Origin of the sequence: Nonomuraea sp. NPDC049646 (assembly GCF_044465525.1) — a bacterium.
In the GTDB taxonomy this organism is placed as follows: domain Bacteria; phylum Actinomycetota; class Actinomycetes; order Streptosporangiales; family Streptosporangiaceae; genus Nonomuraea.
This window is the reverse complement of the sequence record NZ_JBITLU010000007.1, coordinates 512,309-535,052: the sequence shown is the minus strand read 5'-3', so window position 1 is coordinate 535,052 and position 22,744 is coordinate 512,309. Positions and strand designations below refer to the sequence as shown.

At 73.4% G+C, this 22,744-nt stretch carries 23 protein-coding genes; 9 read left to right on the top strand and 14 right to left on the bottom strand.

Going from position 1 to position 22,744, the window contains the following annotated elements:
* Positions 1-149 precede the first annotated feature (149 nt).
* Entirely contained in the window at positions 150-539 is a 390-nt protein-coding gene (locus ACIBQ8_RS23805) for a sensor histidine kinase (protein ID WP_397192981.1), read from the top strand.
* A gap of 13 nt (positions 540-552) precedes the next feature.
* On the opposite strand, the gene map is transcribed toward ACIBQ8_RS23805, so the two are convergent.
* Positions 553-1,401 carry a type I methionyl aminopeptidase gene (map, locus tag ACIBQ8_RS23800; protein WP_352323866.1) on the bottom strand — a complete coding sequence of 283 codons (849 nt, stop codon included), beginning with the start codon at positions 1,399-1,401 and terminating at the stop codon, positions 553-555.
* 32 nt (positions 1,402-1,433) lie between these two features.
* Between map and ACIBQ8_RS23795 the strand changes: the two genes are divergently transcribed.
* Complete coding sequence (locus tag ACIBQ8_RS23795) at positions 1,434-1,610, top strand: hypothetical protein (RefSeq protein WP_352323881.1); 177 nt, start codon at positions 1,434-1,436, stop codon at positions 1,608-1,610.
* A gap of 7 nt (positions 1,611-1,617) precedes the next feature.
* On the opposite strand, the gene ACIBQ8_RS23790 is transcribed toward ACIBQ8_RS23795, so the two are convergent.
* Positions 1,618-2,265: a cyclase family protein gene (locus ACIBQ8_RS23790; RefSeq protein ID WP_397192980.1), complete on the bottom strand. Its 648-nt coding sequence runs from the start codon at positions 2,263-2,265 to the stop codon at positions 1,618-1,620.
* A complete protein-coding gene (locus ACIBQ8_RS23785; protein ID WP_364331991.1) occupies positions 2,262-2,513 on the bottom strand; it encodes a hypothetical protein in 252 nt (83 codons plus the stop codon). The genes ACIBQ8_RS23790 and ACIBQ8_RS23785 overlap by 4 nt, the downstream gene beginning before the upstream one ends.
* Positions 2,514-2,586: 73 nt before the next feature.
* Here ACIBQ8_RS23785 and ACIBQ8_RS23780 point away from each other — a divergent pair, with 73 nt between their 5' ends.
* Entirely contained in the window at positions 2,587-3,528 is a 942-nt protein-coding gene (locus ACIBQ8_RS23780; RefSeq protein WP_397171029.1) for a LysR family transcriptional regulator, read from the top strand.
* Positions 3,529-3,559: 31 nt separating this feature from the next.
* Here ACIBQ8_RS23780 and ACIBQ8_RS23775 read toward each other — a convergent pair whose 3' ends face one another.
* On the bottom strand, positions 3,560-4,138 hold the full coding sequence (locus tag ACIBQ8_RS23775; RefSeq protein ID WP_364331988.1) for a hypothetical protein: 579 nt from the start codon (positions 4,136-4,138) through the stop codon (positions 3,560-3,562).
* Positions 4,139-4,240: 102 nt separating this feature from the next.
* Here ACIBQ8_RS23775 and npdG point away from each other — a divergent pair, with 102 nt between their 5' ends.
* Positions 4,241-4,894 carry an NADPH-dependent F420 reductase gene (gene npdG / locus ACIBQ8_RS23770; RefSeq protein ID WP_357967513.1) on the top strand — a complete coding sequence of 218 codons (654 nt, stop codon included), beginning with the start codon at positions 4,241-4,243 and terminating at the stop codon, positions 4,892-4,894.
* Here the strand turns inward: npdG and ACIBQ8_RS23765 are convergent.
* Genes ACIBQ8_RS23765 through ACIBQ8_RS23740 form a run of 6 tightly spaced genes read right to left on the bottom strand, consistent with a single transcriptional unit; the run spans position 4,891 to position 10,423 of the window.
* Positions 4,891-5,496, bottom strand: coding sequence for a DNA-binding response regulator (locus ACIBQ8_RS23765; protein ID WP_397192979.1), 606 nt, complete (start codon positions 5,494-5,496; stop codon positions 4,891-4,893). The genes npdG and ACIBQ8_RS23765 overlap by 4 nt on opposite strands.
* Entirely contained in the window at positions 5,493-6,620 is a 1,128-nt protein-coding gene (locus ACIBQ8_RS23760) for a sensor histidine kinase (protein ID WP_397192978.1), read from the bottom strand. Before ACIBQ8_RS23760 ends, ACIBQ8_RS23765 begins: the two co-directional genes overlap by 4 nt.
* A 19-nt stretch (positions 6,621-6,639) precedes the next feature.
* The gene (locus tag ACIBQ8_RS23755) at positions 6,640-7,359 is read right to left on the bottom strand and encodes an ABC transporter permease (RefSeq protein WP_397192977.1); all 720 of its coding nucleotides are present in this window, start codon (positions 7,357-7,359) and stop codon (positions 6,640-6,642) included.
* Positions 7,356-8,237 carry an ABC transporter ATP-binding protein gene (locus ACIBQ8_RS23750; protein ID WP_397171037.1) on the bottom strand — a complete coding sequence of 294 codons (882 nt, stop codon included), beginning with the start codon at positions 8,235-8,237 and terminating at the stop codon, positions 7,356-7,358. The genes ACIBQ8_RS23755 and ACIBQ8_RS23750 overlap by 4 nt, the downstream gene beginning before the upstream one ends.
* Before the next feature lie 46 nt (positions 8,238-8,283).
* Positions 8,284-8,973, bottom strand: coding sequence for an alpha/beta hydrolase (locus ACIBQ8_RS23745; protein ID WP_397192976.1), 690 nt, complete (start codon positions 8,971-8,973; stop codon positions 8,284-8,286).
* Between the two features lie 13 nt (positions 8,974-8,986).
* A complete protein-coding gene (locus tag ACIBQ8_RS23740; RefSeq protein WP_397171040.1) occupies positions 8,987-10,423 on the bottom strand; it encodes a PLP-dependent aminotransferase family protein in 1,437 nt (478 codons plus the stop codon).
* Positions 10,424-10,483: 60 nt separating this feature from the next.
* On the opposite strand from ACIBQ8_RS23740, the gene ACIBQ8_RS23735 reads away from it, so the two are divergent.
* Both ACIBQ8_RS23735 and ACIBQ8_RS23730 read left to right on the top strand, forming a co-directional pair.
* A complete protein-coding gene (locus ACIBQ8_RS23735; protein ID WP_397192975.1) occupies positions 10,484-11,656 on the top strand; it encodes a trans-sulfuration enzyme family protein in 1,173 nt (390 codons plus the stop codon).
* Positions 11,657-11,703: 47 nt separating this feature from the next.
* Positions 11,704-12,639 carry a serine/threonine dehydratase gene (locus tag ACIBQ8_RS23730; RefSeq protein WP_397171044.1) on the top strand — a complete coding sequence of 312 codons (936 nt, stop codon included), beginning with the start codon at positions 11,704-11,706 and terminating at the stop codon, positions 12,637-12,639.
* A gap of 41 nt (positions 12,640-12,680) precedes the next feature.
* Here ACIBQ8_RS23730 and panB read toward each other — a convergent pair whose 3' ends face one another.
* Positions 12,681-13,520, bottom strand: a complete 840-nt coding sequence (gene panB, locus ACIBQ8_RS23725) for a 3-methyl-2-oxobutanoate hydroxymethyltransferase (protein ID WP_397192974.1) — start codon at positions 13,518-13,520, stop codon at positions 12,681-12,683.
* 134 nt (positions 13,521-13,654) lie between these two features.
* On the opposite strand from panB, the gene ACIBQ8_RS23720 reads away from it, so the two are divergent.
* From ACIBQ8_RS23720 to ACIBQ8_RS23710, 3 genes are all read left to right on the top strand, one after another.
* Complete coding sequence (locus tag ACIBQ8_RS23720; RefSeq protein WP_397171047.1) at positions 13,655-14,896, top strand: MFS transporter; 1,242 nt, start codon at positions 13,655-13,657, stop codon at positions 14,894-14,896.
* A 249-nt stretch (positions 14,897-15,145) separates the two neighbouring features.
* Positions 15,146-16,687 (top strand): MFS transporter, encoded by a 1,542-nt coding sequence (locus ACIBQ8_RS23715; protein WP_397192973.1) that lies wholly within the window; start codon positions 15,146-15,148, stop codon positions 16,685-16,687.
* 7 nt (positions 16,688-16,694) lie between these two features.
* Positions 16,695-17,312, top strand: coding sequence for a TetR/AcrR family transcriptional regulator (locus ACIBQ8_RS23710; protein WP_397171049.1), 618 nt, complete (start codon positions 16,695-16,697; stop codon positions 17,310-17,312).
* A 131-nt stretch (positions 17,313-17,443) separates the two neighbouring features.
* Here the strand turns inward: ACIBQ8_RS23710 and ACIBQ8_RS23705 are convergent, their stop codons facing one another.
* The 3 genes from ACIBQ8_RS23705 to ACIBQ8_RS23695 are packed head-to-tail and all read right to left on the bottom strand — an operon-like array spanning position 17,444 to position 22,660.
* Positions 17,444-19,216, bottom strand: coding sequence for an NAD+ synthase (locus ACIBQ8_RS23705; protein WP_397171051.1), 1,773 nt, complete (start codon positions 19,214-19,216; stop codon positions 17,444-17,446).
* Between the two features lie 32 nt (positions 19,217-19,248).
* Positions 19,249-20,730, bottom strand: coding sequence for a BTAD domain-containing putative transcriptional regulator (locus ACIBQ8_RS23700; protein WP_397192972.1), 1,482 nt, complete (start codon positions 20,728-20,730; stop codon positions 19,249-19,251).
* 49 nt (positions 20,731-20,779) lie between these two features.
* Positions 20,780-22,660 carry a sensor histidine kinase gene (locus tag ACIBQ8_RS23695; RefSeq protein WP_397171054.1) on the bottom strand — a complete coding sequence of 627 codons (1,881 nt, stop codon included), beginning with the start codon at positions 22,658-22,660 and terminating at the stop codon, positions 20,780-20,782.
* Positions 22,661-22,744: the final 84 nt, after the last annotated feature.

Sequence of the window (22,744 nt, the reverse complement as noted above, 5' to 3'; positions counted from 1 at the left end):
TGTCTCACAGGGGAGAAGGGCATAACCTCATCAGCTAGCGTGCGCAGACCTTGAGGGGGGATTGCGCGACGCATGCGGGGCGCCGGAGTGGGGACCGGCGCGGGCCCGGGGTGCCGAGGAAGGCGAGACCATTGGCGGAAGAGACACGCATGCGCGGGGGGCAGAGCCTGGCCGAGGCGCTCGAGGGCCTCCTGACGCAATGGTCGGAGCGGACGGGGATCACCGTCGAGACCTGGGCGCTGCCCGGCACGGACGTGCCCGCACGGGTGTCGGGCGGCGTCATGGAGACGATGCGCGAGGCGCTGTCCAACGTCGAGCGCCACAGCCGGGCCCGTACGGTCGCGGTGGCGGTGACCACGGGCCCGAGCGGCCTGCGCCTGACGGTCAGCGACGACGGCCAGGGCTTCGCCGAGGGCGGCGCGGGGCGCGGGATCGCCCGGATGCGGGCCGCGTTCGCCGAGCTCGGCGGCACCCTGTCGGTCAACGGCGTGCCCGGCGAGGGCACGACGGTGAGCGGGGCGATCCCCACGCGGCGCTGACGGCCGGGGCCGGTCAGGGGAGGGTCAGGATCTCGCTGCCCGACTCGGTGACCACGATGGTGTGCTCGAACTGGGCCGTGCGCTTGCGGTCCTTGGTCACCGCGGTCCACTTGTCGGGCCAGATGTCGTAGTCGATCGTGCCCAGCGTGAGCATCGGCTCGATGGTGAACGTCATGCCCGGCACCAGCTCGACCCGCAGCGACGGATCGTCGTAGTGGGGGACCATGAGGCCGGAGTGGAAGCTCGTGCCGATGCCGTGGCCGGTGAAGTCGCGCACGACGCCGTAGCCGAAGCGCTTGGCGTACGCCTCGATGACGCGGCCGACCACGTTGAGCTGGCGGCCGGGGGCGACCGCCCTGATGGCCCGCATCATGGCCTCGCGGGTGCGCTCGACCAGCAGGCGCGACTCCTCGTCGACCTCGCCCACCAGGTAGGTGGCGTCGGTGTCGCCGTGGACGCCGCCGATGTAGGCGGTGATGTCGATGTTGACGATGTCGCCGTCGCGCAGCACGGTGTCGTCGGGGATGCCGTGGCAGATGACCTCGTTGATCGAGGTGCACAGCGACTTGGGGTAGCCCTTGTAGCCCAGCGTGCTGGGATAGGCGCCGTGGTCGATCAGGAACTCGTGGCCGATGCGGTCGAGCTCGTCGGTGGTGACGCCCGGGGCGATGTGCCGGCCGACCTCTTCGAGCGCCTGCGCGGCGATGCGGCCCGCCACGCGCATGCGCTCGATGATCTCGGGGGTCTTCACGTCGGACTCGCCGGTCGTGGGGCGCTTCTTGCCGACGTACTCCGGCCGCTCGATGTGGGCGGGGACCTTCCGGACGGGCGAGACTCGCCCGGGCTGGAGCAGTGTCGTCATGAAACACGAGTCTACGGGGCAGAATTGACCATGTGAGCGAAGGCCAGTGGTGGTTCTGTCTCAAGCACATGCGGGTCGAGCCCGACCAGGGCTGCCCCAACAAGGACCGGATGGGTCCCTACGCCTCGGAGGAGGAGGCGGCGGGCGCGTTGCAGCGCGCCGCCGACCGCAACAAGGCGTGGGACGAGGCCGAGCAGGAGGACGAGTGACCCCCGCCTACGGCACGACGGCGTAGGCCCGCACGGGAAAGGTGCCCATGCCCGCGATCATCGGGGGCGCGGCATGGAACCTGAACCCCTCCCCGGGCAGCGCCGACAACCCCGTCAGGTGCTCGACGATCGGGATCCCCGCCTTCAGCAGGATCGTGTGGGCGGGGCGTTCGCCGTGCGGCGGGGTGTCGTCGATGTTGAGCGAGTCGATGCCGACCAGCGCCGCGCCCTGCTCGGCCAGCCACGCCGCCGACGCGGGCGCCAGGTACGGGTGGTCGCGGAAGTAGGCGCCGGTGCCGAAGTGGCGGTCGAAGCCGGTGCGGATCAGCACGGCCCGGCCGCGTACGTCGAGCGCGGTGTCGAGCACCACCTCGCGGTCTCCTGCTGAGGCGTCCACCAGCAGGCCGGGCAGGTCGGCCAGGCTGCTCAGCGGCACCTGCGACAGGTCGTGGCCGCCGGCGTAGCGGTGGTGAGGGGTGTCCAGGTAGGTGCCGGTGTTGGCGGCCAGCGTGATCACGCCGATCTCGAACTCGGTGCCCGGGGCGTAGACCTCGCGCGAGTCCTCCCTGCTCAGGTGCGTGCCCAGCGTCGGCCCCGGGACGCCGGGGTAGGTGATCATGCCCTCGGTGATGCGGTGGCTGAGTTCGACGATCATTTGGCGGCTCCCACCCGGACGAGTCTGACGAGGGCCACCGTGCCGATGGCGGCCCAGACGAGGTTCAGCCCGGTCGAGGGCCAGGCGGCGTTGTAGGCGCTGTTGACCATGAGCCCGAGCGCGCCGAGCAGGTTGACGACCTGGTACGTCGCGCCGTCGCCGGACAGCCGCGCGGACGAGACCAGGGCGTACCCGGCCAGCAGCAGGGCGGCTCCGGCCCAGCCGACGGCGTCGAGGAGGAGATCCATGGCCGATATTCTCTGGATTTTTGGCCTTAAAGCACAAATAAAGAAAGCTAAAGGTAGACGTAAGCTGACCTGCATGGATATTGATCCTCGACGCCTGCGCGTCCTGCACGAGGTCGCCCGCCGCGGCGGCGTGATGCGCGCGGCCGAGGCGCTGTTCCTCACCCCCTCCGCGGTCTCCCAGCAGCTCGCCCAGCTCGAACGCGAGGTCGGGCTCGCCCTCATCGACCGCTCCCAGCGCCGCGTCTCGCTCACCCCGGCCGGACGCGTCCTCGCCGGGTACGCCGAGCGGGTCGAGGAGGAGCTGAGCGAGGCCAGGAAGGAGCTGACCAGGTTCACCGAACGCCTGGCCGGGCCGGTGCGGATCGCCGCCTTCCCCACGGCCATCAAGCACATGCTGGTGCCCGCGATGCGCGCCCTGGCCGAGCGCCACCCCCGCATCACGCCGGTCATCCACGAGGTCTACGGCCAGCCCGCCCTTCAGGAGCTGCGCCTGGGCGCCGTCGACCTGCTCATCACCGAGCAGGACATGAGCCTGCCGGTCCCGGCGCAGCCGTCGCTGAACGTCCGGCCGCTGCACGTGGACGAGTTCCGGGTCGTCCTGCCGCCGGACTGGCCCGAGCCGGAGTCGACGGCCGACCTGATGCGCCTGCCCTGGGTGGCCGCCGAGCCGGACCAGGCGTGCGGGCAGGCGCTCGACCGGCTCGCCGGGATCCACGGGGTCGAGCCGCGCAGGACGCACGTGGTCACCGACTTCTCGCCGGTGCTCGCGCTGGTGGCGGCCGGGCACGGGGTGGCGATCGTCCCCGCGCTGGCGCTGCTCGACGTGCCGGAGGGCGAGGTGCGGGTGAGCGAGGTACGGGAGGTGGGGGCGCGCCGCCTGGACGCGGTCACCCGGGTGAGCAGGACGCGGTCGGGCGAGCCGGACCCGGTGCAGGCGGTGGTGATCGGCGCCATCGAGGAGGCCACCGAGAGCCTGCGTGCCGCCCTCGGCCCCCGCCTCGCCGCCCACCCCTGACCGGTGACCCCCTCGACCCGATTGCCGCGCGCTACTCCGACAGGCGGGGGCCGCTGACCTTCTCCAGCAGGCGGGCCAGGCGCTCGCGCAGCCCCGCCCGCCGCTCGACCTCCCCGGCCGCCGCGCTGACCAGGTGCTGGGCGCCGTCGAAGGTGATCAGCCCGGTGGCCGGGACGGCGATGGCGTCGTGGGCCAGCCCGCTCAGCTCGGAGTCGGCGCCCTCGATCGCCAGGATGGTCGCCCCCGTACGGCGGGCGTCGTCGACGCGTTCCAGCAGCGGGACGGGCGCCGCCTGCTCCGACAGCACGAACAGGGTCTCGCCGCGGCCCGCCTGCCGCAGGCGGTCGAGGCCGACGCGCAGGTGGGCGGGGGCGTCGGCGGGCGGCGACCAGCGGATCAGGGTGGGGGCGAGCTGCGGCAGGCCGGAGAACCTGGCCTCGTCGCTGAGGTGGGCGGTGACGTGCCAGGGCTCGTCGTCCGGGGGGCCGACCAGCAGCAGGCCGCCGGGCGAGCGGGTGGTCCGCAGGGCAAGGCCCAGCTCGCGGGTGCGTTCGAGCCAGCCCGTCGTGGCCAGCAGCTCGCGCAGGAATGCCACCGAACCTGAGTCCATGCCTCCATGGTGCACGAGGAGCGCGGCGCAGGTGGCCCGTTCGCGGCCGGGTGCCGCCCCCGGCCTGCGGACCGCGCGGCCAAGGCTGGCATGATCGGAGCCATGACAGATGTGAACGGGCTCTCCATCGCGATCCTCGGCGGCACCGGCGACCAGGGGAAGGGGCTGGCGCGGCGGTTCGCGCTGGCCGGGCACACGGTGCTGATCGGCTCGCGCAGCGCCGAGCGGGCCCAGGAGGCGGCCGGCTCGATCGGCTCGGGCGCGCGGGGCGGGGCCAACGCCGACGTGGCGGCCGAGGCCGACGTCGTGATCGTGGCGGTGCCGTACGAGGGGCACAAGGCGCTGCTGGAGTCGTTGCGCGCCGAGCTGGCCGGGAAGATCGTGGTCGACTGCGTCAACCCGCTGGGCTTCGACAAGCAGGGCGCCTACGCGCTGCCGGTGGCGGAGGGCAGCGCCGCCCAGCAGGCCGCCGCGGTGCTGACCGAGAGCCGGGTCGTGGCGGCCTTCCACCACGTGTCGGCCGTGCTGCTGATGGACCCGGCCGTGGAGAAGGTCGACCTCGACGTGCTGGTGCTCGGCGACGACCGGGAGGCCACCGACACCGTGCAGGCGCTGGCCGAGCTGATCCCGGGGGTGCGCGGCGTCTACGGCGGCCGGCTGCGCAACGCCCACCAGGTCGAGGCGCTGACCGCCAACCTCATCTCGATCAACCGCCGCTACAAGGCCCACGCCGGGCTGCGCGTCACCGACGTCTAGAGCCAGCCAGCGTCCTCGGCGACGCGGACGGCGTCGATCTTGTTGCGGGCGCCCGTCTTGGTGATCGCGGCGGTGAGGTAGTTGCGCACCGTGCCCGGCGACAGGTGCAGCCCGGCGGCGATCTCCTCGGCGGTCGCGCCCCTGGCGGCCTGCCGCAGCACGGTGGTCTCGCGGGGGGTGAGCGGGCTCTCGCCGTACTCCATGGCCGAGGAGACCAGCTCGCTCTCCAGGACGCGCAGGCCGGCCGCGGTGCGCCTGATGGCCTCGGCCAGGCGGTCGCCCGGCGCGTCCTTGACCAGGAACGCCTCGATGCCCGCGGCCAGCGCCCGGCGCAGGTGGCCGGGCTGACCCATGGCCGTGAGCACCAGGATGCGGCAGGACGGCAGCCGTTCGCGCAGCTCGGCGGCGGCGGTGATGCCGTCGGTCACCGGCAGGTCGATGTCCACGACCGCCACGTCGGGCCGGACGTCGAGGGCCCCCGGCACGATCTCGTCGCCGCGGACGACCTCCGCCACCACCTCGATGTCCGGCTCCAGCCGGAGCAGGGCCGTGAGCGCGGCGCGGATCATGTGCATGTCCTCGGCCAGCAGCACCCGGATCACGCCGGAACCTCCATGGTCAGCAGGTAGCCGCCGCCGTCCGTGGGGGCGGCGGCGCAGGTGCCGCCCGCCTGGGCGGCCCGTTCGGCCAGCCCCGTGAGGCCGCCACCGGGCTCGCCACCGGGCTCGCCACCGTGCTCACCATCGGGCTCACCACCGGACGTGCCGGCCGCGCCGTCGTTGGCGACCTCCAGGCGGACCCGGCCGTCCCGCAGCGACGTGGTGATCGTGCAGGTGGTGGCCCTGCTGTGGCGCAGGACGTTGGTGACCGCCTCGCGCACCCCCCACGCCAGCGCCTCCTCGGCCCGCCGGGGCAGCGGCACGTCGGCCAGGTGCGCCTGGCAGCTCACCCCCGACGACTCCAGCAGCGCCGCCGCGCGGTCGGTCTCGCCGCTCAGCGACATCGCGCGGTAGCCGCGGGCCACGTGGCGGACGTCCTGGGCGGCCTCGCGGGCGACGCGTACCAGCTCGCCCACCTCGCCGCGGGCGGAGGCGGGGTCGCGGTCCATCAGGCGGGCGGCCAGGTCGCCCTTGAGCGCGATGGCGGTGAGGCTGCGGCCCAGGCCGTCGTGCAGGTCGCGGGAGATGCGCAGGCGCTCCTTCAGCACGGCGGCGTCGGCCAGCTCGGCCCTGGCCTCCTCCAGCTCGGCGGCGACCCGGACGAGCCGGACCAGGGCGTAGATCATCGACCCGGTGACGGGGATGGCGATCACGTAGAACAGGGTGATCACGGCGTACTGGAGGCCGATCCACATGGTGGCGCCCTCGTACAGCATCATGAGGACGACCAGCGGCACGGCCCGGCGCAGCGCCAGGAACACCAGCAGGGTCCCGGCCAGCAGCGGGGCGGCGATCGACGACCAGCCGCTCGGCAGCAGGTAGTCGCCCGCGTAGGTGACGACGGCCTGGAGCACCGGGGTGGCCGGGAACAGCGGCGGGCGCCCGCCGCGCAGGGCGGCCCGCATGTTGACGTAGTGGGTGGAGACGACGGCGACCGTCACGGCTGCCGCGAGCAGCCCGACCGCCGGGCCGCCCATGAAATAGAGCAGCCCGATGAGCGAATAGACGACCGAGACGCCCGTGATGAGCACGCGCGCGAGCCTCTGCGCCGAGGACGAGACCACCACAGCAGCGATTATGTCCGACTCAGGACCGGCGCGGTTCCCAGCGGAACCACAGCCGGATCGCCGCCACGCCCACCACCGCCCAACCGGCCAGGACGAGCGCCGGCACGAGCGCCTCCCCGGTCTTCACCGCGTGCACCACGGCCGAGGTGGGCAGCAGGTCCAGCACCGGGCTCAGCCACGAGGGCAGCGGGATCGGCCCCATCGCGCCCGCCGACACCCCGGCGACCAGGAACACCGGCATGGCGAACGCCCCGGCCAGCTCGCCGCGCGGGATCGCCGCCGTGTACGCCGCCCCCAGCAGCGCCATGACGGCCGAGCCCGCGGCGGTCATGGCGGCGAACAGCAGCGGGTCGTCCGGCAGCGGCACCCCGGCGGCGAACCGCACGGCCACCGCGCACAGCACGATCACCAGGAAGGTCTGCGTGGCCGTACTGGCGATCTGGCCGGCCAGGATCTGCGCGTCGGTCAGCAGCCCGGCCCGCAGCCGCTTGAGCACGAGCTGGTCGCGCCGGTTGGTCAGGGCGACCGCGATGTTCATGAACGCGGTGAGCGCCAGCACGATCGCCAGCGAGCTGTGGAACACCGTCGTCGCGAACGGCACGCCGCCCCCGGTGACGTGCCGCATCAGCGCCGGCATGCCCACGGCCAGCCCGACCGGGGTGATCACCGAGGCGGCCAGCATGGCCCGGTCGCGCCAGAACAGGCGGGTGCCGAGACGGTAGGTGGCGGTCAGGCTCATCGGGCGCTCCTGGGCAGGTCGAGGAAGAGGTCTTCGAGGGTGGCCGCGCGGACCTCCAGGCCGGTCAGCCGCAGCCCGCGGCCGGCGGCCCACGTCAGCAGCGTCTGCGCGGCCAGGTCGGGGTCCTCGCTCCGGCAGACGGCGGTGCCGCCGTCCGCCGTGGCCGGCAGCGGCAGGTCGTCCGCGGCGATCCCGGCGGGCAGCCGGAACGTCACCCGTCCGCCCCGCGCGGCCAGCGTCTCGGCCATCCCGCCGGCCGCGACGATCTCGCCCTCGTCCATGATCGCCATGGACGAGGCCAGGCGCTGGGCCTCCTCCAGGTAGTGGGTGGTGAGCAGGATCGTCGTGCCGCGGGCGGCCAGGCCGGAGACGACCTCCCAGGTGTTCGCGCGGGCCTCGGGGTCCATGCCGGTCGTGGGCTCGTCGAGGAACAGCACGTCGGGGCGGCCGAGCAGGGCGAGCGCCAGATCGAGCCGCCGCTTCTCGCCGCCGGAGAGCTGGCGCACCCTGGTGCCGGCCTTGTCCGTCAGGCCGGCCAGGTCGAGCGCCTCCCCGGCCGGACGCGGCGCGGGGGTGAAGTCGCGCCACACCGCGACCGTCTGGGCGACGGTCAGGTCGGGGAAGAACCCGGCCTCCTGGAGCATGACGCCTACGCGCTGCCGGACGGCCGCGCGGTCGGACCAGGGGTCGAGGCCGGCGACCCGTACGGTGCCGCCGTCCGGCCGCTGGAAGCCGGCCAGCACCTCGACCGTGGTGGTTTTGCCGGCGCCGTTCCGGCCGAGCAGGGCGAAGATCTCGCCCTCGCCCACCCGGAACGAGACGCCCCTGACCGCCGCGAATGTCCCGTGGTTCTTCCTGAGCTCGGTCACCTCGATCATGTGTCCGACTATGGCCGGACGGGTCAGGGGGCCGACAGTGAAGAATTCACGACTTCCTGGACAGCTTCAGCAGCGCGTCCGTGACCCCCTCGGGGTCGATCACCTGGTGCAGGTGGAGGCCGGGCAGCCGGGTCACCGGCCAGCCGCGCCCGGCCGCGTCGCGGGCCACCTCCTCGTACGGCGGCCCGAACCACAGGCACGAGCACCTGACCGCGTCCCAGCCGGCGGGCACGGGGACGGGCTGGGTGTAGTAGTCGAGGGGCAGCCGCGGCTGCTCGCCCGTTACCAGCAGCCGCTGGGCGGGGTCGGGGAGCATGGCGACGATGTCCTCCTCGTCCCACCAGTCGGTCCAGCGCGGCAGCACGCCGTCGGGGCCCGCCAGGCCGCGCAGGAACGGCACGAAGCTCTCCTCGGCCGTCCTGACCAGCCCCTGGGGCGGCGGCACGTGCGCGTCGGCGAACACGCAGGCCACCACCCGGTCGCCCAGCCCCTCCTTGATCACCGGCACGAAGAACCCGGCGTTGCTGTGCGCCACCAGCACCAGCGGCCCGTCGGAGGGCACGGCCGCGCGCACCGCCGCGACCACGCGCGGCCAGTACGGCGCCCCGCCGGCGGACACGCCGGTCAGGTCGGGGACGACGGCCGCCCGGCCGCGCCGCCCCAGCGACTCGGCCACCGGAGCCCACGTCGAGGGCCCGACGGAAGGGCTGTGCACCAGTACGAAGGTCGTTTCCATGGCCCTCACCCTGTCAGACGACGAGGGCGTGCCGGGAGACGGGTTTCCCGGCGCCGTCGTAGGCCGCCCAGGCCGCCGCGAGGTCGCGCACCGCCCGCGACAGCTCCTCCTCGGGGAACAGGAAGTGCAGGCGCAGGTGGGCGGCGTGGCCGCCCAGCGGGTCGAAGGAGCCGCCCGGCGGCACCGCGACGCCGTGCCGGAGCGCCATCTGGGCGAAGGAGCCGGCGTCGCCGCGCGGCAGGCGCACCCAGACGGTCTGGCCGCCCCGGGCCGGCTCGAACGTCCAGGACGGCAGGTGCGCCCGCAGCTCGGCGCACAGGTGGTCGTGCCGCCGGCGCAGGGCCCGTACGCGGGACTCGCGCACCTCGCCGAGGCGGCGCAGCAGCGCGACGGCGGCGAGCTGGCTGAAGACCTCACCGCCGAGATCGTGCACGGCCCGCAGCCTGGCCAGCCGCGAGACCAGCGGCGCCGCCGCGCGGATCCAGCCCACCCGCAGCCCGCCCCACACCAGCTTGCTCAGCGAGCCGACGGTGACGACCCGCTCGCCCCCGCCGAAGGCCGCCACCGGCGCCGGCGTCCCGCCCGAGAAGCACAGCTCGGCGCAGACCTCGTCGTCGACCAGCGGCACGTCGTGCGCGGCGGCCAGGGCGGCCAGCCGCCTGCGGCCCGCGTCGTCCATGACCGCGCCGTCGGGGTTGCGCGCGGTGGGCACGCAGTAGACCAGCGCCGGCCGCTCGCGCACGGTCCGCCGTGCCTGGTCGTCACCCAGGTCCACGGGCTTGACGACGGCCGCCGCGTGCCTGAACACCTCCAGCGCGCCCGGGTAGGTCGGCGACTCGGTCAGCACGGTGTCGCCCGGCGCCACCAGCAGCCCGGCCAGCAGCGTGAGCGCCTGCTGCGCGCCCGTCGTCACCATGATCTGGTCCGCCGTGGTGGGCAGGCCGCGCGCGCCGTAGTAGCCCGCCAGCGCCTCCCGGAGCGCGGGGTCGCCCGCCGGGTGGTAGCCCAGGTCGCGCAGGCCCGCCACCCGCGCCCCCGCCTCCTGGTACGCCTCGAACAGCGCCGGCGGCGGGTCGTCCGGCGCCGCGCAGGTCAGCAGCCGCACGCCGTCGGGCGCGTGCAGGAGGTTGAGCATCAGCGGGTTGGCCGCCACGCCGTCGGCCGCCCTGGTGGCCGGCGGGTCGCCCGGCGCGACGCGGGTGCCGCTGCCCTGGCGGCGCGTCACCCGGCCCTCCTGCTGGAGCAGCTCGTAGGCGGCGACCACCGTGCCGCGGCCGACCGCGAGCCGGTCGGCCAGCACCCGGTCGGGCGGCAGCCGTTCGCCGGGCGGCAGCACGCCGTCGTCGACGAGCGCCCGCAACCGGGCGGCGAGCAGCAGGTAGAGCGGCCCGCGCCCGGAGGCCCACCGGCCCAGCAGGTGGACGAGCTCGTCGGGATTGGCCCTCTTCATGGACCAATTATCCGGTATTGGCTCTGCACTCAGGAGCCAATCAGGGGGATATTCGATGACATGAGTGATTTTCGCCCTGAGACGCGTGCCGTCCACCTGCCGCAGCCCCCGGTCGAGGGCAGCCGGCCGATCGGCATGCCCATCTACCAGAGCGCCGGGTTCGCCTTCGACGACCCCGAGCTGATGGGCGTGGCGATGACCCGCCCCGACGACGCCTTCGTCTACGGCCGCGACACCAACCCCACCGTGCGCGCCCTGGAGCTGGCGGTGTCCGGCCTGGAAGGCGGCGCCGCCGCGCTGGCCGCCGCCTCCGGCATGGGCGCGATCAACACCGTGCTGCTCGCCCTGCTCAAGCCCGGCGACCACCTGATCGCCCAGCGCTCCCTGTACGGCGGCACCGCCACGATGCTCAACGACCTGGCCGCCAGGTTCGGCGTCGCCGTCACGCACGTCCCCGAGAACGACCCCGCCGCGCTGCGCGCCGCCGTCCGGCCCGAGACGCGGCTGGTCTACCTGGAGACCATCAGCAACCCGATGGGCCTGGTCGCCGACCTGCCCGCGATGTGCGCCACGGCCCGCGAGCTGGGCGTCCTGTCGATGGTGGACAACACCTTCGCCACGCCCGTGCTCTGCCGCCCCCTTGAGCACGGCGCCGACGTCGTCGTGCACTCCGCCACCAAGTACCTGTCCGGCCACGGTGACGTGATCGGCGGCATCGCCGTCTTCGCCGACCCCGACCTGTACGGCAGGGTCTGGCACTTCGCCACCGAACTGGGGGCCGCGGCCGCGCCCTTCACGGCCTGGCTGACGCTGCGCGGGATCCAGACGCTGCCGCTGCGCATGGAACGCCACTGCGCCAACGCCGACCTGCTGGCCCGCCGGATCGCCGGGCACCCCGCCGTGACGGCCGTCCACTGGCCGGGGCTGCCCGCGCATCCGTCGTACGAGCTGGCCGCCAAGCTGCTGCCCGCCTTCGGCGGCGTGTTCTCCTTCGAGCTGGCCGGCGGGCGGCCGGCGGGGGAGGCGTTCATGCGGTCCGTACGGCTGGCGCGCATCGCCCCCTCGCTCGGCGGCGTCGAGACCCGCGTCATGCAGCCCGCCACCACCTCCCACCGCTTCCTCGGCCCCGAGGACCTGGCCAGGCACGGCGTGAGCGAGGGCATGGTGCGCGTGGCCGTGGGCATCGAGCATCCCGAGGACCTCTGGGCGGACCTGGCCCAGGCGCTCGGATAACGTCGGCTCATACCCGCCCGTTGCGGGCGCACGACCGAAGGAGAGCCGTGACCACCGTCACTCACCAGGACGTCCTCGACGCGGCCGGCCGGATCGAAGGGCACGTGCTGCGCACGCCCGTCCTGGAGATCTCGCCGGGCCTGTCACTAAAACTGGAGTTGCTGCAGCACTCGGGCTCCTTCAAGGTGCGGGGGGCGTTCAACCGCATCCTGTCGGCCGGCTCGCTGCCCGCCGCCGGGGTCATCGCGGCCAGCGGCGGCAACCACGGGCTGGCCGTCGCCCACGCCGCCAGGGCGCTGGGCGTGCGGGCCGAGATCTTCGTGCCGGAGGTGACGAACCCGGTCAAGGTGGCCGGGCTCAAGGCGCTCGGCGCGCACACCACCCAGACCGGGGCGATCTACTCCGAGGCCGCGGAGGCCGCCGCCAAGCGCGCCGCCGAGACCGGCGCGCTGGCCGTGCACGCCTACGACCAGGCCGAGGTGCTGGCCGGGCAGGGCACGACCGGGCTGGAGATCATGCAGCAGACCGGGGGCGTGGACACGGTGGTGGTGGCCGTGGGCGGCGGCGGGCTCGCCGGCGGGATCACCCTGGGGGCCCGCGCCGGGGGAGCCGCGCCGCGGATCGTGGCGGTGGAGCCGTACGCCATCCCCACGCTGCACGAGGCGCTGCGCGCGGGCCGTCCGGTGCCGGTGCCGGTGGGCGGCGTGGCGGCCGACGCGCTCGGCGCCACGCAGCTCGGCGGGCTGGCGTTCGAGGTGCTGTCGGGGGCCGGGGTGGACAGCGTCCTGGTGGACGACGACGCCATCGTGGCGGCCCGGCGGACGCTCTGGGAGCGGCACCGGCTGGTGGCCGAGCCCGCCGGCGCGGCGGCGTACGCGGCCCTGCTGTCGGGGGCCTACCGGCCCGCGGCGGGCGAGCGGGTGGCCGTCGTGGTCTGCGGCTCCAACACCGACCCCGCCACGCTCTACGACGCGGCGGGGTGAGCCCGTCCCGGACGCGCGGGGCGCGCGGTCGGCTGCAGGCGTCAGCAGTAGGTGTGCTCGGGGGCCGGGAAGGCCCCCGAGGTCACCTCGTCGGCGAAGGCCCGCACCGCGCGGTCCATCTCCGAGGCCAGGTCGAAGTAGCGCTTGACGAACTTGGCCGGGCGCGGCGTCAGCCCCATCATGTCCTGCCACACCAGGACCTGCGCGTCCGTTGACGGCCCCGCCCCGATGCCGACGGTCGGGATCGACAGCGACGTGGTCACCCGGTGCGCCAGATCGGCCGGCACGCACTCCAGCACCACCGCGAACGCCCCGGCCCGCTCCAGGTCCTTGGCGTCGGCCATCAGCTCGTCGCCCGACTGGCCGCGCCCCTGCACCCGGTAGCCGCCGAGCGCGTTGACCGACTGCGGCGTGAGCCCGAGGTGCGCCATGACCGGCACGCCCGCCGACACCAGCGCCTCGACCTGCGGCAGCACCCGCCGGCCGCCCTCCAGCTTGACCGCGTGCGCCCCCGCCTCCTTCATGAACCTGGCCGCCGACTCCAGTGCCTGCTGCGGCGACCCCTGGTACGACCCGAACGGCAGGTCGGCCACGACGAGCGCCCGCGACGACCCCCGCACCACGGCCGCGGTGAGCGGGACGAGGTGGTCGAGGGTGACCGGGAGGGTGGAGTCGAAGCCGTAGACGACCATGGCCGCGGAGTCGCCGACCAGCAGGACGGGCACGCCCGCCTGGTCGAACACCCGGGCCGTCATCGCGTCGTAGGCGGTGACCATGGGCCACCGCTCTCCGCGCTCCTTGGCCGCCGCGAGGTCGCGGACGGTGACCCGGCGGCCGGACGCGCCGCCGTACAGCGCGGTGGAAGACGTGGTAGATGACATGGACTACCTCCAGAAACGTCTCGAGGCGTCCCAGTGACGTCCCCGGACTCCTTCGATGATGTCACGAGGAGAAATCCGGTGGCGAAACTGTCGGTGCCTCTTGACACAATCGACGCGGAGGTAAACGACACACCATGGCTCTCGACCAATACCGCAGGCTCTTCCGGCTGCCCGGCGTCCGCACTCTGCTCCTGGTGGGGATGCTCGCGCGCGTCCCGGCCACCGCCATGGGAATGGCGCTCACCCTCCACGTGGTCTTCGGGCTGCGCCTCGGCTACGTCGAGGCCGGCGTGGTGACGATGGCCAGCACGGTCGGCATGGCCGTCGGCTCGCCGCTGTCGGGCCGGTTCGTCGACCGCCACGGGGTGCGTCCCGTGCTCGTCGTCACCACCCTGGCCCAGGCGGTGTTCTGGTCGTGCGCGTGGGCGCTGCCGCTGCCCGCCCTCGCCGTCGCGGCGGCCCTGGCGGGCCTGCTCAACCTGCCGGTGTTCAGCCTGACCAGGCAGTCGCTGGCCGCGCTGGTGCCGCCGGAGCAGCGGCGCACCGGGTTCACGCTCGACTCCATGCTGGTCGAGCTGTCGTACATGACCGGTCCCGCGCTCGCCGCGGCCGGCATCACCACGCTGGGCAGCACCACGACGCTGGCCCTCATCGGCGTCGGCATCACGGCCGCGGGCCTCGGCCTGATCGTGTTCAACCCGCCCACCCGGTCGGCCGTCGAGCTGGAGGAGCCGGTGGTGAAGGTGCCGCGGCGGCAGTGGCTCACGCCCGGCTTCGTCGCCCTGCTCGGCACCACGGCGGCGGCCACGTTCATCCTCACCGCGACCGAGCTCGGCCTGGTGGCCACCATCAACACCGCGGGCGAGACGCGGTGGGTCGGCCTCGCCGTGGCGATCTGGTGCCTCTACTCGCTGGTCGGGGGCTTCGTCTACGGCGGGCTGTCGCGCGGCTTCTCGCCCCTGGTGCTCATCGCGGGCATGGGCCTGCTGACCATCCCCGTGGGCCTGGCCGGCGCCGACTGGCGGTGGCTGATCCTGGCGATGCTGCCCGCCGGCCTGCTGTGCGCCCCGGCGCTGTCCTCCACCGTCGACGTGCTCAGCCGCTGGGTGCCCGCCGCGGCCAGGGGCGAGGCGATGGGCCTGCACGGCACGGCCCTGCTCATCGGCGGCGCCGCGTCCTCGCCGATCGCCGGGGCGATCATCGACGGCAGCGGGCCGACGTGGGCGTTCGTCGTGGCGGGGCTGGTCGGGGTGGTCATGGTGGTGGTCGCGCTGCCGCTGTGGCGGCGGCGTCCGCCGTCCGGGGGCACGCCGGTCGCGGGCAGCCCGGGCGACGCCAAGGGGCAGGTCCTGCCTGCGGCGGTGACCAAGAGCTGAGCGGGGCGGTTCCAGCCTGCCGGCCGCCGGGCCGGTGGGTGCGTCAGTGGTGTCCGCAGGCTTCGTGACGGCCTGTGCGGGGGTGGTGTGCGGCCCTTTGGGCGGGGGTGAACGGGGTTTCCCTGTTGTTTCCCCGTGCGCACTCCGCCCGTCAGTCGAAAGTTACGAAACGGAACCGTTGCGTATCGGAATACCTTGCGATACGGTGTCGTTGCGAAACTTGGTCGTATCGAAATTAAGGACGTTCTCATGGATCAGAACGCGGGGCATCCACGCAGGTGGGGCATCCTGGGAGTGCTGGTGTTCAGCCTCCTGGCGGTCGTGCTGGACAACACGATCCTCAACGTGGCGATGAAGACCATCGCCGACCCCCATGCCGGCTTGGGCGCGACGCAGGGCGAGCTGGAGTGGGCGATCAACTCCTACACGCTGGTGTTCGCCGGGCTGCTGTTCACCTTCGGCGTGATCGGCGACCGCACGGGCCGCAAGCGCATGTTGTTCATCGGCATGGCGCTGTTCGGCCTGGCCTCGCTGGCCAGCGCCTACTCCCAGGACCCGATGCAGCTGATCCTCGCCAGGGCGGCGATGGGCATCGGCGGCGCGGCCATCATGCCGGCCACGCTGGCGATCATCTCCAACGTGTTCCCGCCCGGTGAGCGTGGCAAGGCGATCGGCATCTGGGCCGGTGGCGTGGGGCTCGCGGTGGCGATCGGCCCGATCACCGGCGGCCTGCTCATCGAGCACTTCTGGTGGGGCTCGGTGTTCCTGATCAACGTGCCGATCGTGGTGATCAGCATGGTGCTCATCGCCGCCTTCGTGCCCGAGTCGCGTGACCCGAAGCCGTCCAAGCTCGACCCGGTGGGCGTGCTGCTGTCGATCATCGGTCTGGTCGCGCTGGTCTACGGCATCATCCGCGGCGGCGACCAGGGCACCCTGGCCAGCGCCGACGTGATCGTCCCGACGGTGGCCGGCCTGCTCGTGCTGGGCGTGTTCGTGTGGTGGGAGCGTCGCATCGACAACCCGGTGTTCGACGTGCGCAACTTCAGCAACGTACGGTTCAGCTCGGCCATCGGCATGATGGGCCTGGTCTTCTTCGCGATGATGGGCGGGATGTTCTTCCTGACCTTCTACCTGCAGATCGTGCTGGGCTTCAGCCCGATCCAGGCGGGGGCCCTGATGATCCCGTTCGCCGCCGCGCAGCTCATCTTCGCGCCGCTCAGCCAGCGGGTGAACCAGCTCTTCGGCGCCAAGCTGTCGGCCACGGTCAGCATGCTCGTGGTCACCGCGGCGCTGGGCAGCTACGCGCTGATGGACGTCGACACGCCCGTGGTGCTGATCGAGATCATCTTCTTCGTCCAGGGCGCGGCGATGGCGAACATCATGCCGCCCGCGACCACCGCCATCATGGAGGCGCTGCCCAGGGAGAAGGCCGGTGTGGGCTCGGCCATGAGCAACACCGTCCGCCAGGTCGCCGGCGCGCTCGGCGTGGCCGTGCTCGGCTCGGTCCTGTCCAGCAGCTACCGCGGCGAGATCGCCTCGGCGCTGCCCGCCGACGCCCCGCACGCCGCCGGTGAGTCGATCATGGCGACGATGGAGTTCGCCGGCAGTCTCGGCGAGCGCGGCCATGCGCTGATCAAGCCCGCCTTCGCCGCCTTCGTCGACGGCATGCACGTCACGGCGATGGTGTCGGCCGTGATCGGCCTGGTGGGCGTCGCGGTGGTGGCCAAGTGGATGCCGGGCAAGGCGCGCCCGGTCCAGCAGGCGGAACAGAAGGAACCAGCGGTAGTGTGAGGCCGCGATGACGATCCAGGATTCAGGGACTGCCCGCCCGGCGGGCCGTCCGCGCAGCGAGAAGGCCGAGAAGGCGATCATCGACGCGACCCTCGACCTGATCGGCGAGGGCATGGGGGTGTCGGAGCTGTCGATCGAGGCCATCGCGTCGAGGGCGGGCGTCGGCAAGACGACGATCTACCGGCGCTGGTCCAACAAGGAGGACCTGGTCGTCGACGCCCTCTCCACGCTGAAGGCGCCGCTCCCGCCGCTGTCCGGGATCTCCGTGCGCGACGACCTGATCTCCCTGCTCGACGCGATGCGCCGGGAGGCGGGCCAGGCCCGCACCCGGTGCGTGATGAACATCGCGATGAGCGAGGCCGATCGTTATCCCCGGCTGATGGAGCGCTTCGTGAAGCGGGCCGTCGAGCCGCGCAGGGAGGCGCTGCGCTCGGTGGTCGAGCGCGGCGTCGCCACCGGCGAGCTCCGGCCCGACCTCGACGTCGACCTGGCGATGGCCCTGTTCTCGGGCACGATGATGTGGCAGTCGAAGTGGGGCCCGGCCGGTGACCTGCCGGCCGACCTGGCCGAGCGGGTGGTCGACATGGTCCTGCGCGGGCTGGCCGGAGACCGCGCCGAGCCCTGAGCCGTCCGCACCCGCCACGGAGGCGCGTCCCTCGGGACGGCCTCCGTTCGTCGTTCCTGGGCGGCCTGTTCGGAAGGTCCGGGTGCAGGCGGCCTGCGCCGGCTGCACCCCGCAGGCCGCCGCCGGGCGGGTCAGCTCGTCGTCTCGCGCCACCGGTTGGTGATGGGCAGACGGCGGTCGCGCCCGAAGTTCTTCGGCGTGATCTTCGGGCCCGGCGGGTACTGGCGGCGCTTGTACTCCGCCAGGTCCACCAGCCTGATCACCCGCGTGACCAGCGCCGGGTCGTGCCCGGCCGCGATGAGCTCCTGCGAGCCCATGTCCTTCTCCACGTAGTCGTCCAGCAGCCGGTCCAGCACCTCGTACGGCGGCAGCGAGTCGGTGTCGCGCTGGTCGGGACGGAGCTCGGCGCTGGGCTCCTTGGTGATCGAGTTCTCCGGGATCGGCTGCTCGACGTCCATCAGGAAGCCCTCGCAGGTGTGCGCGTTGCGCCACTTGGACAGCTCCCACACCATCGTCTTCGGCACGTCCTTGATCGGGGCGAAGCCGCCGGCCGAGTCGCCGTAGAGGGTGGAGTAGCCGGTCGCCAGCTCGCTCTTGTTGCCGGTGGTGAGCACCAGGTGGCCGTGCTCGTTCGACAGGCCCATGAGGATCATGCCGCGTACCCTGGCCTGGAGGTTCTCCGCGGCCAGGCCGGACAGCTCGATCTCCTTCTCGAAGGCCGTGACGATCTCGGCGATCGGCGCGATCCTGGAGTTGATGCCCTGTCTGGCCACCAGGTCCTCGGCGTCGGCCAGCGAGTGGTCGGAGGAGTAGCGCGAGGGCATGAGCACGACGTGCACCCGGGACGGGCCGATCGCGTCGGAGGCGATGGCCGCCGTCAGGGCCGAGTCGATGCCGCCCGACAGGCCCAGGATGACCGACTGGAAGCCGTTCTTGGCCACGTAGTCGCGTACCGCGAGCACCAGGGCCGAGTAGACCTCGGCGTGCAGGTCGAGCCGCTCGGCGACGCGGGCGGGCGCGGCCGGGTAGGGCGCGACGGGCTCCTGCGAGAGCACCCGGCGCTCCACGGTGATCGTGGTGCCGTCGAGGGCGTCGTAGGGGAACGTCCCGGGCTCGGCGTCGGCGACCGGCAGGTCGAGGTCGGCGATCAGCAGCTCCTCGCGGAACTGGCCGGCCCGCGCGACCAGCTCGCCCGAGCCGTCCACGACGATCGAGTCGCCGTCGAAGACCAGCTCGTCCTGGCCGCCGACCTGGTTGACGTAGGCGAGCGCGCAGCCGGCCTCGCGCGCCCTGCGGGCGCACAGCTCCAGCCGTACGTCGTCCTTCTCCTTCTCGTACGGCGAGGCGTTCGGGACCACCAGCAGCCCGGCGCCCGCCTGGCCGACGACGGACACCGGCCCGCCCTCCTGCCAGAGGTCCTCGCAGACGGCGATCGCCACGTCCACGCCGTGCAGCCGGAAGATCGGCAACCGGTCGCCGCGCACGAAGTAGCGGTACTCGTCGAACACGCCGTAGTTGGGCAGGTGGTGCTTGGCCGTGCGGGTGACGACCTCGCCCTTGTGCAGCAGCGCGGCCGCGTCCAGCGGCGCGCCCTTGGGCTGCCCCACGCGGGGGGCCAGGCCGGCGCGGTCGACGTAGCCGACGACCACGGGGAGGTCGCCCAGTCCCTCGCGGTCGAGCCTGCGCGCCACCTCCTCCAGGGTCCTGACGCTGGCGTCCACGAAGGACGTGCGCAGCACCAGGTCCTCGACGGGATAACCGGTGAGGAACATCTCGGTGAAGACGACGAGGTGAGCGCCTTGCTCGGCGGCGTCACGGGTCCACGCGACCAGCCGCTCGGCGTTGGCGGCCAGGTCGCCGACGGTCGGGTTCGTCTGTGCCAGGGCTATGCGCAGTTGTGCCACGTCATTAGCCTAGTACGACCCGATTTTTATCGTCAAAGCGACGAAAAGTGTCCCATGTCGCCAGGAGTGACCAATCCGGACTCGTAGGCCGCCATCACCAGCTGCGCCCGGTCGAACAGCCCCAGGTGGTCCAGCAGCGACTTCACCAGCACCGACACCTCCTCCTCCGGCAGTGCGAGCGTCTGGCCGATCTGCCGGTTCGTCAGCCCGCGCGCGACGAGTTTGAGCACGTCGAGACGGGCGTCGGAGAGCCCGGCCAGCGCCGGCGGCGAGGCCGGGTCGGTGCGCCCGGCGAACGCCGAGATCAGCCGGGTGGTCACCGCCGGGTCGATGAGCGCGTCCCCGACGGCGGCGGCCCTGATCGCCGCCAGGAACTGCTCGGGGGCCGAGGTCTTCAGCACGAAGCCGCTCACGCCCGCGCGCAGCGCCGCGTACAGGTTCTCGTCGCTGCCGAACGTCGTCATCATGACGACCTTGGGCGGGCGTTCCCCGGCCAGGATCCGGCGGGCGGCGGCCAGGCCGTCCAGGTGCGGCATCTGGATGTCCAGCAGCACGACGTCCGGCCGGTGCGCGCGCACCCCCGCGATGGCCTCCTCGCCGTTGGCGGCCTCGCCGGCCAGCGCGACGCCGTCCTCGCTGTCGAGCATGGCGCGCAGCCCCGCCCGTACGAGCGCCTGGTCGTCGGCCACCAGCACGCGCAGCACCCGCTCGCCGGCGGCCGCAGCCGGCGCAGTGGACGGCGCGGGCGACGGCGCGGGCGGCGGTGGCGGCTCCTCCAGTCGCTGGGCCAGCATGTCGGCCTCCAGCCGGCGCAGCCCGGCCGACAGGTCGAGGCCCAGCTCGTCCCGCCACACCGCGCGGGCCCGGCGCAGCGCGGCCAGCGCGTCGCCCTGGCGGCCCATCCGGTACAGCGCGAGGGCCAGCAGCCGCCACGCCTCCTCGCGCAGCGGATGGGCCGAGGCGTGCGCCTCCAGGTCGGCCACCAGGGAGGTGGCCCGGCCGAGCGCGAGACCGGCGTCGGCGCGCCGCTCGACCGCGATCAGCCGCAGCTCCTCCAGCCGGCCCGCCTCGGTCGCCGCCCAGGTCAGCTCGGCGAACTCGGCCAGCGCCGGCCCGCGCCACAACCCGAGCGCGCTCTCCATGGCCGCCCACACCTGCGGCGGCGGCCCCTCGGTCTTCACCAGGCCCTCGAACCGCCACGAGTCCACCTGCTCGGGCGCGGCGCGCAGCGCGTAGCCGGGCGCGGCCGAGACCAGCACCTCGGCCTCCTCGCGCGGCGCGCGGCCGGGCTCCAGCGCCCGCCGCAGCCGGGAGACGTAGCCCTGGATGGTGGACAGGGCCTGCGCGGGCGGATCGCCCGGCCACAGCTCGTCGATGAGGGTGTGCACGGGCACGGCCCGGCCGCCCGCCACGAGCAGACGGGCGAGCACCGCCCGCTGCCGCTGGCCGCCGAGGTCGAGGGGGACGCCGTCGCTCCAGGCGTGGAACGGTCCCAGTGCGGTGAATGTCAGCATGTCAGGGGTAAGCGTAGAGGGAGAACACGTCCGGGCATATGGCGAATTGTCACAGGGGGAGTTCGGCGTGGACAACCGTGCCGCCTCCCGGTCCCGCTCGTACGGCGCAGGTGCCCCCGAGCTCGGCGGCCCGTTCGCGCATCGAGCCCAGCCCGACGCCGGGCCGCGCGTCCGGCGGCAGGCCGATCCCGTCGTCGACGACCGTGACGCGCAGCCGGTCGTCGCGGCGCAGCGCCACCGTGATCCGCGAGGCGCAGGCGTGCTTGCGGGCGTTGGTGAGCGCCTCCTGCACGATGCGGTAGGCCGCGACCTCGACCGCGGCGGGCAGGCCGGTCAGCTCGCCCGACGTCTCGATCGGCGTCCCGGCCAGCTCCTCGATCGCGCCGGCCAGGCCCAGCTCGTCCAGGGCGGGCGGGCGCAGTCCGTAGACGAGCTGCCGGATGTCGCCGGTCACGGCGTCCATGCCGGCGCGCAGCCCGGCCAGCAGCCGGTCGGCCTGCTCGGGGGCGCTGTGCACGGTCAGCCGGGCCGCGTTGATCGACATGGCCATGCCGGTGAGCGACTGGCCGAGCCCGTCGTGCAGGTCGCGGCGCAGCCGCCGCCGTTCCTCCTCCCGCGCGGTCAGGATGCGCTCGCGCGAGCGCTGCAACGCCGCCGTCAGCCGTACGGCGTGCGCGGCGTCGGCGATGTACGGCGTGATCGTGGCGATCACCCGCTCGTCGTGGGCCGCGGGGAACCTGCGCCGGTCCGTCGGCCCGATCAGCAGCAGCCCGACCGGCTCGCCGTGCCACACCAGGGGGATCGTCCTGGCCGCCGCGCCCACCGCGCCGGACGTGGTGACCGCGCCGTCGGCCTCGACCGCCACGCCGGTCACCGACAGGCCCTCGCGCAGGACGTCGAGCGTGGCCAGCAGGCCGTGCACCGGGTCGGTGTGCTGGAGCCGGTGCCGCAGCCGCCGGGCCAGCGTGCCGGGCACGCCGGTGCTGCCGTACAGCAGGCGGTCCACGCCGCGTTGCAGGCCGCGGCGCATCGGCTGGAAGAACGCCCCGGCGAACAGGGCCGCCGGGATCCCGGCGATCCGGTCCACCTCCGACAGGAACAGGCTGAGCGCCGCGCTGACCGCCACGTACACGAGGGTGATCACGATGGCCAGGCCGGTGCCCACCAGGGCCCTGCTGATCAGCGTGTCGATGCCGAACAGCCGGTAGCGCAGCACCGCCACGGCGATGGCCGCCGGGATGAGCGGGATGGCCAGCGAGGCCACCCACCAGACGTCCGCGCCGAGCATCCAGGGCACCAGCAGGCCTGGCAGGGCCACCAGCAGCCACAGGAGCTGCCGCCGCTCGACCGCGTCGCCGTGCCGGAAGCGCACGACCAGCGAGGCGAAGGCCAGCACCATGCTCGCCGAGAGCGTGCCGTGCCCGGCCTCGCGCAGCTCCGGCCGGTCGGTCAGCAGCCCGGCCCAGTCCAGCGCCTGCCCGGCCACGGCCAGCGCGATCACCGGCCGCCAGCGCCGCGACGGCAGCCTGCCCACCGGGTACAGCAGGGGCAGCAGCACGCCGAGCGTCAGCTCGCAGACGTTCCAGGTCAGGTGGACGACCGGCCAGCGCTGCCCCGGCTGCCCGTCGAGCAACTGGTAGAGGTTGGCCGACAGGATGTTGGCCGCGGCGCTCGCCCCGCCCAGGCACAGCAGCCAGCCGATGACCAGCCGCGGCCTGCTGTGCACGAGGATCGCGCCGAAGACCGGGAAGGCCGTGCCCGCCATGTCCTCCGGCGCGAACGGCAGCGGCGTGTACGGCGACGGCGGCAACTGGGCGGTCACCCAGATGTCGGCCAGCTCCAGCACGACGGCGAACGTGGCGATCCCGATCGCGACGCGGGGAGTGGCCAGCCTCGTCACCGCCCGGCGCGCCCATGCTGCGTGGCGCATCCCACCATTTCCTTCCGTGATCGGCAGGAAATTATCGGGAACCGGCCAACATCCGATCAAAATTCTCTCAACGGCGGCGAAATC

Bases quoted from the DNA above. Each gene is read 5' to 3' on its own strand.
- npdG (WP_357967513.1), top strand. From the start codon at position 4,241: ATGACAGATGTGAACGGGCTCTCCATCGCGATCCTCGGCGGCACCGGC.
- ACIBQ8_RS23735 (WP_397192975.1), top strand. From the start codon at position 10,484: ATGAGTGATTTTCGCCCTGAGACGCGTGCCGTCCACCTGCCGCAGCCC.
- ACIBQ8_RS23780 (WP_397171029.1), top strand. From the start codon at position 2,587: ATGGATATTGATCCTCGACGCCTGCGCGTCCTGCACGAGGTCGCCCGC.
- map (WP_352323866.1), bottom strand. From the start codon at position 1,401: ATGACGACACTGCTCCAGCCCGGGCGAGTCTCGCCCGTCCGGAAGGTC.
- ACIBQ8_RS23755 (WP_397192977.1), bottom strand. From the start codon at position 7,359: ATGAGCCTGACCGCCACCTACCGTCTCGGCACCCGCCTGTTCTGGCGC.
- ACIBQ8_RS23750 (WP_397171037.1), bottom strand. From the start codon at position 8,237: ATGATCGAGGTGACCGAGCTCAGGAAGAACCACGGGACATTCGCGGCG.
- ACIBQ8_RS23790 (WP_397192980.1), bottom strand. From the start codon at position 2,265: ATGATCGTCGAACTCAGCCACCGCATCACCGAGGGCATGATCACCTAC.
- ACIBQ8_RS23740 (WP_397171040.1), bottom strand. From the start codon at position 10,423: ATGAAGAGGGCCAATCCCGACGAGCTCGTCCACCTGCTGGGCCGGTGG.
- panB (WP_397192974.1), bottom strand. From the start codon at position 13,520: ATGTCATCTACCACGTCTTCCACCGCGCTGTACGGCGGCGCGTCCGGC.
- ACIBQ8_RS23695 (WP_397171054.1), bottom strand. From the start codon at position 22,660: ATGCGCCACGCAGCATGGGCGCGCCGGGCGGTGACGAGGCTGGCCACT.
- ACIBQ8_RS23710 (WP_397171049.1), top strand. From the start codon at position 16,695: ATGACGATCCAGGATTCAGGGACTGCCCGCCCGGCGGGCCGTCCGCGC.
- ACIBQ8_RS23805 (WP_397192981.1), top strand. From the start codon at position 150: ATGCGCGGGGGGCAGAGCCTGGCCGAGGCGCTCGAGGGCCTCCTGACG.
- ACIBQ8_RS23700 (WP_397192972.1), bottom strand. From the start codon at position 20,730: ATGCTGACATTCACCGCACTGGGACCGTTCCACGCCTGGAGCGACGGC.
- ACIBQ8_RS23775 (WP_364331988.1), bottom strand. From the start codon at position 4,138: ATGGACTCAGGTTCGGTGGCATTCCTGCGCGAGCTGCTGGCCACGACG.
- ACIBQ8_RS23715 (WP_397192973.1), top strand. From the start codon at position 15,146: ATGGATCAGAACGCGGGGCATCCACGCAGGTGGGGCATCCTGGGAGTG.
- ACIBQ8_RS23720 (WP_397171047.1), top strand. From the start codon at position 13,655: ATGGCTCTCGACCAATACCGCAGGCTCTTCCGGCTGCCCGGCGTCCGC.
- ACIBQ8_RS23785 (WP_364331991.1), bottom strand. From the start codon at position 2,513: ATGGATCTCCTCCTCGACGCCGTCGGCTGGGCCGGAGCCGCCCTGCTG.
- ACIBQ8_RS23745 (WP_397192976.1), bottom strand. From the start codon at position 8,973: ATGGAAACGACCTTCGTACTGGTGCACAGCCCTTCCGTCGGGCCCTCG.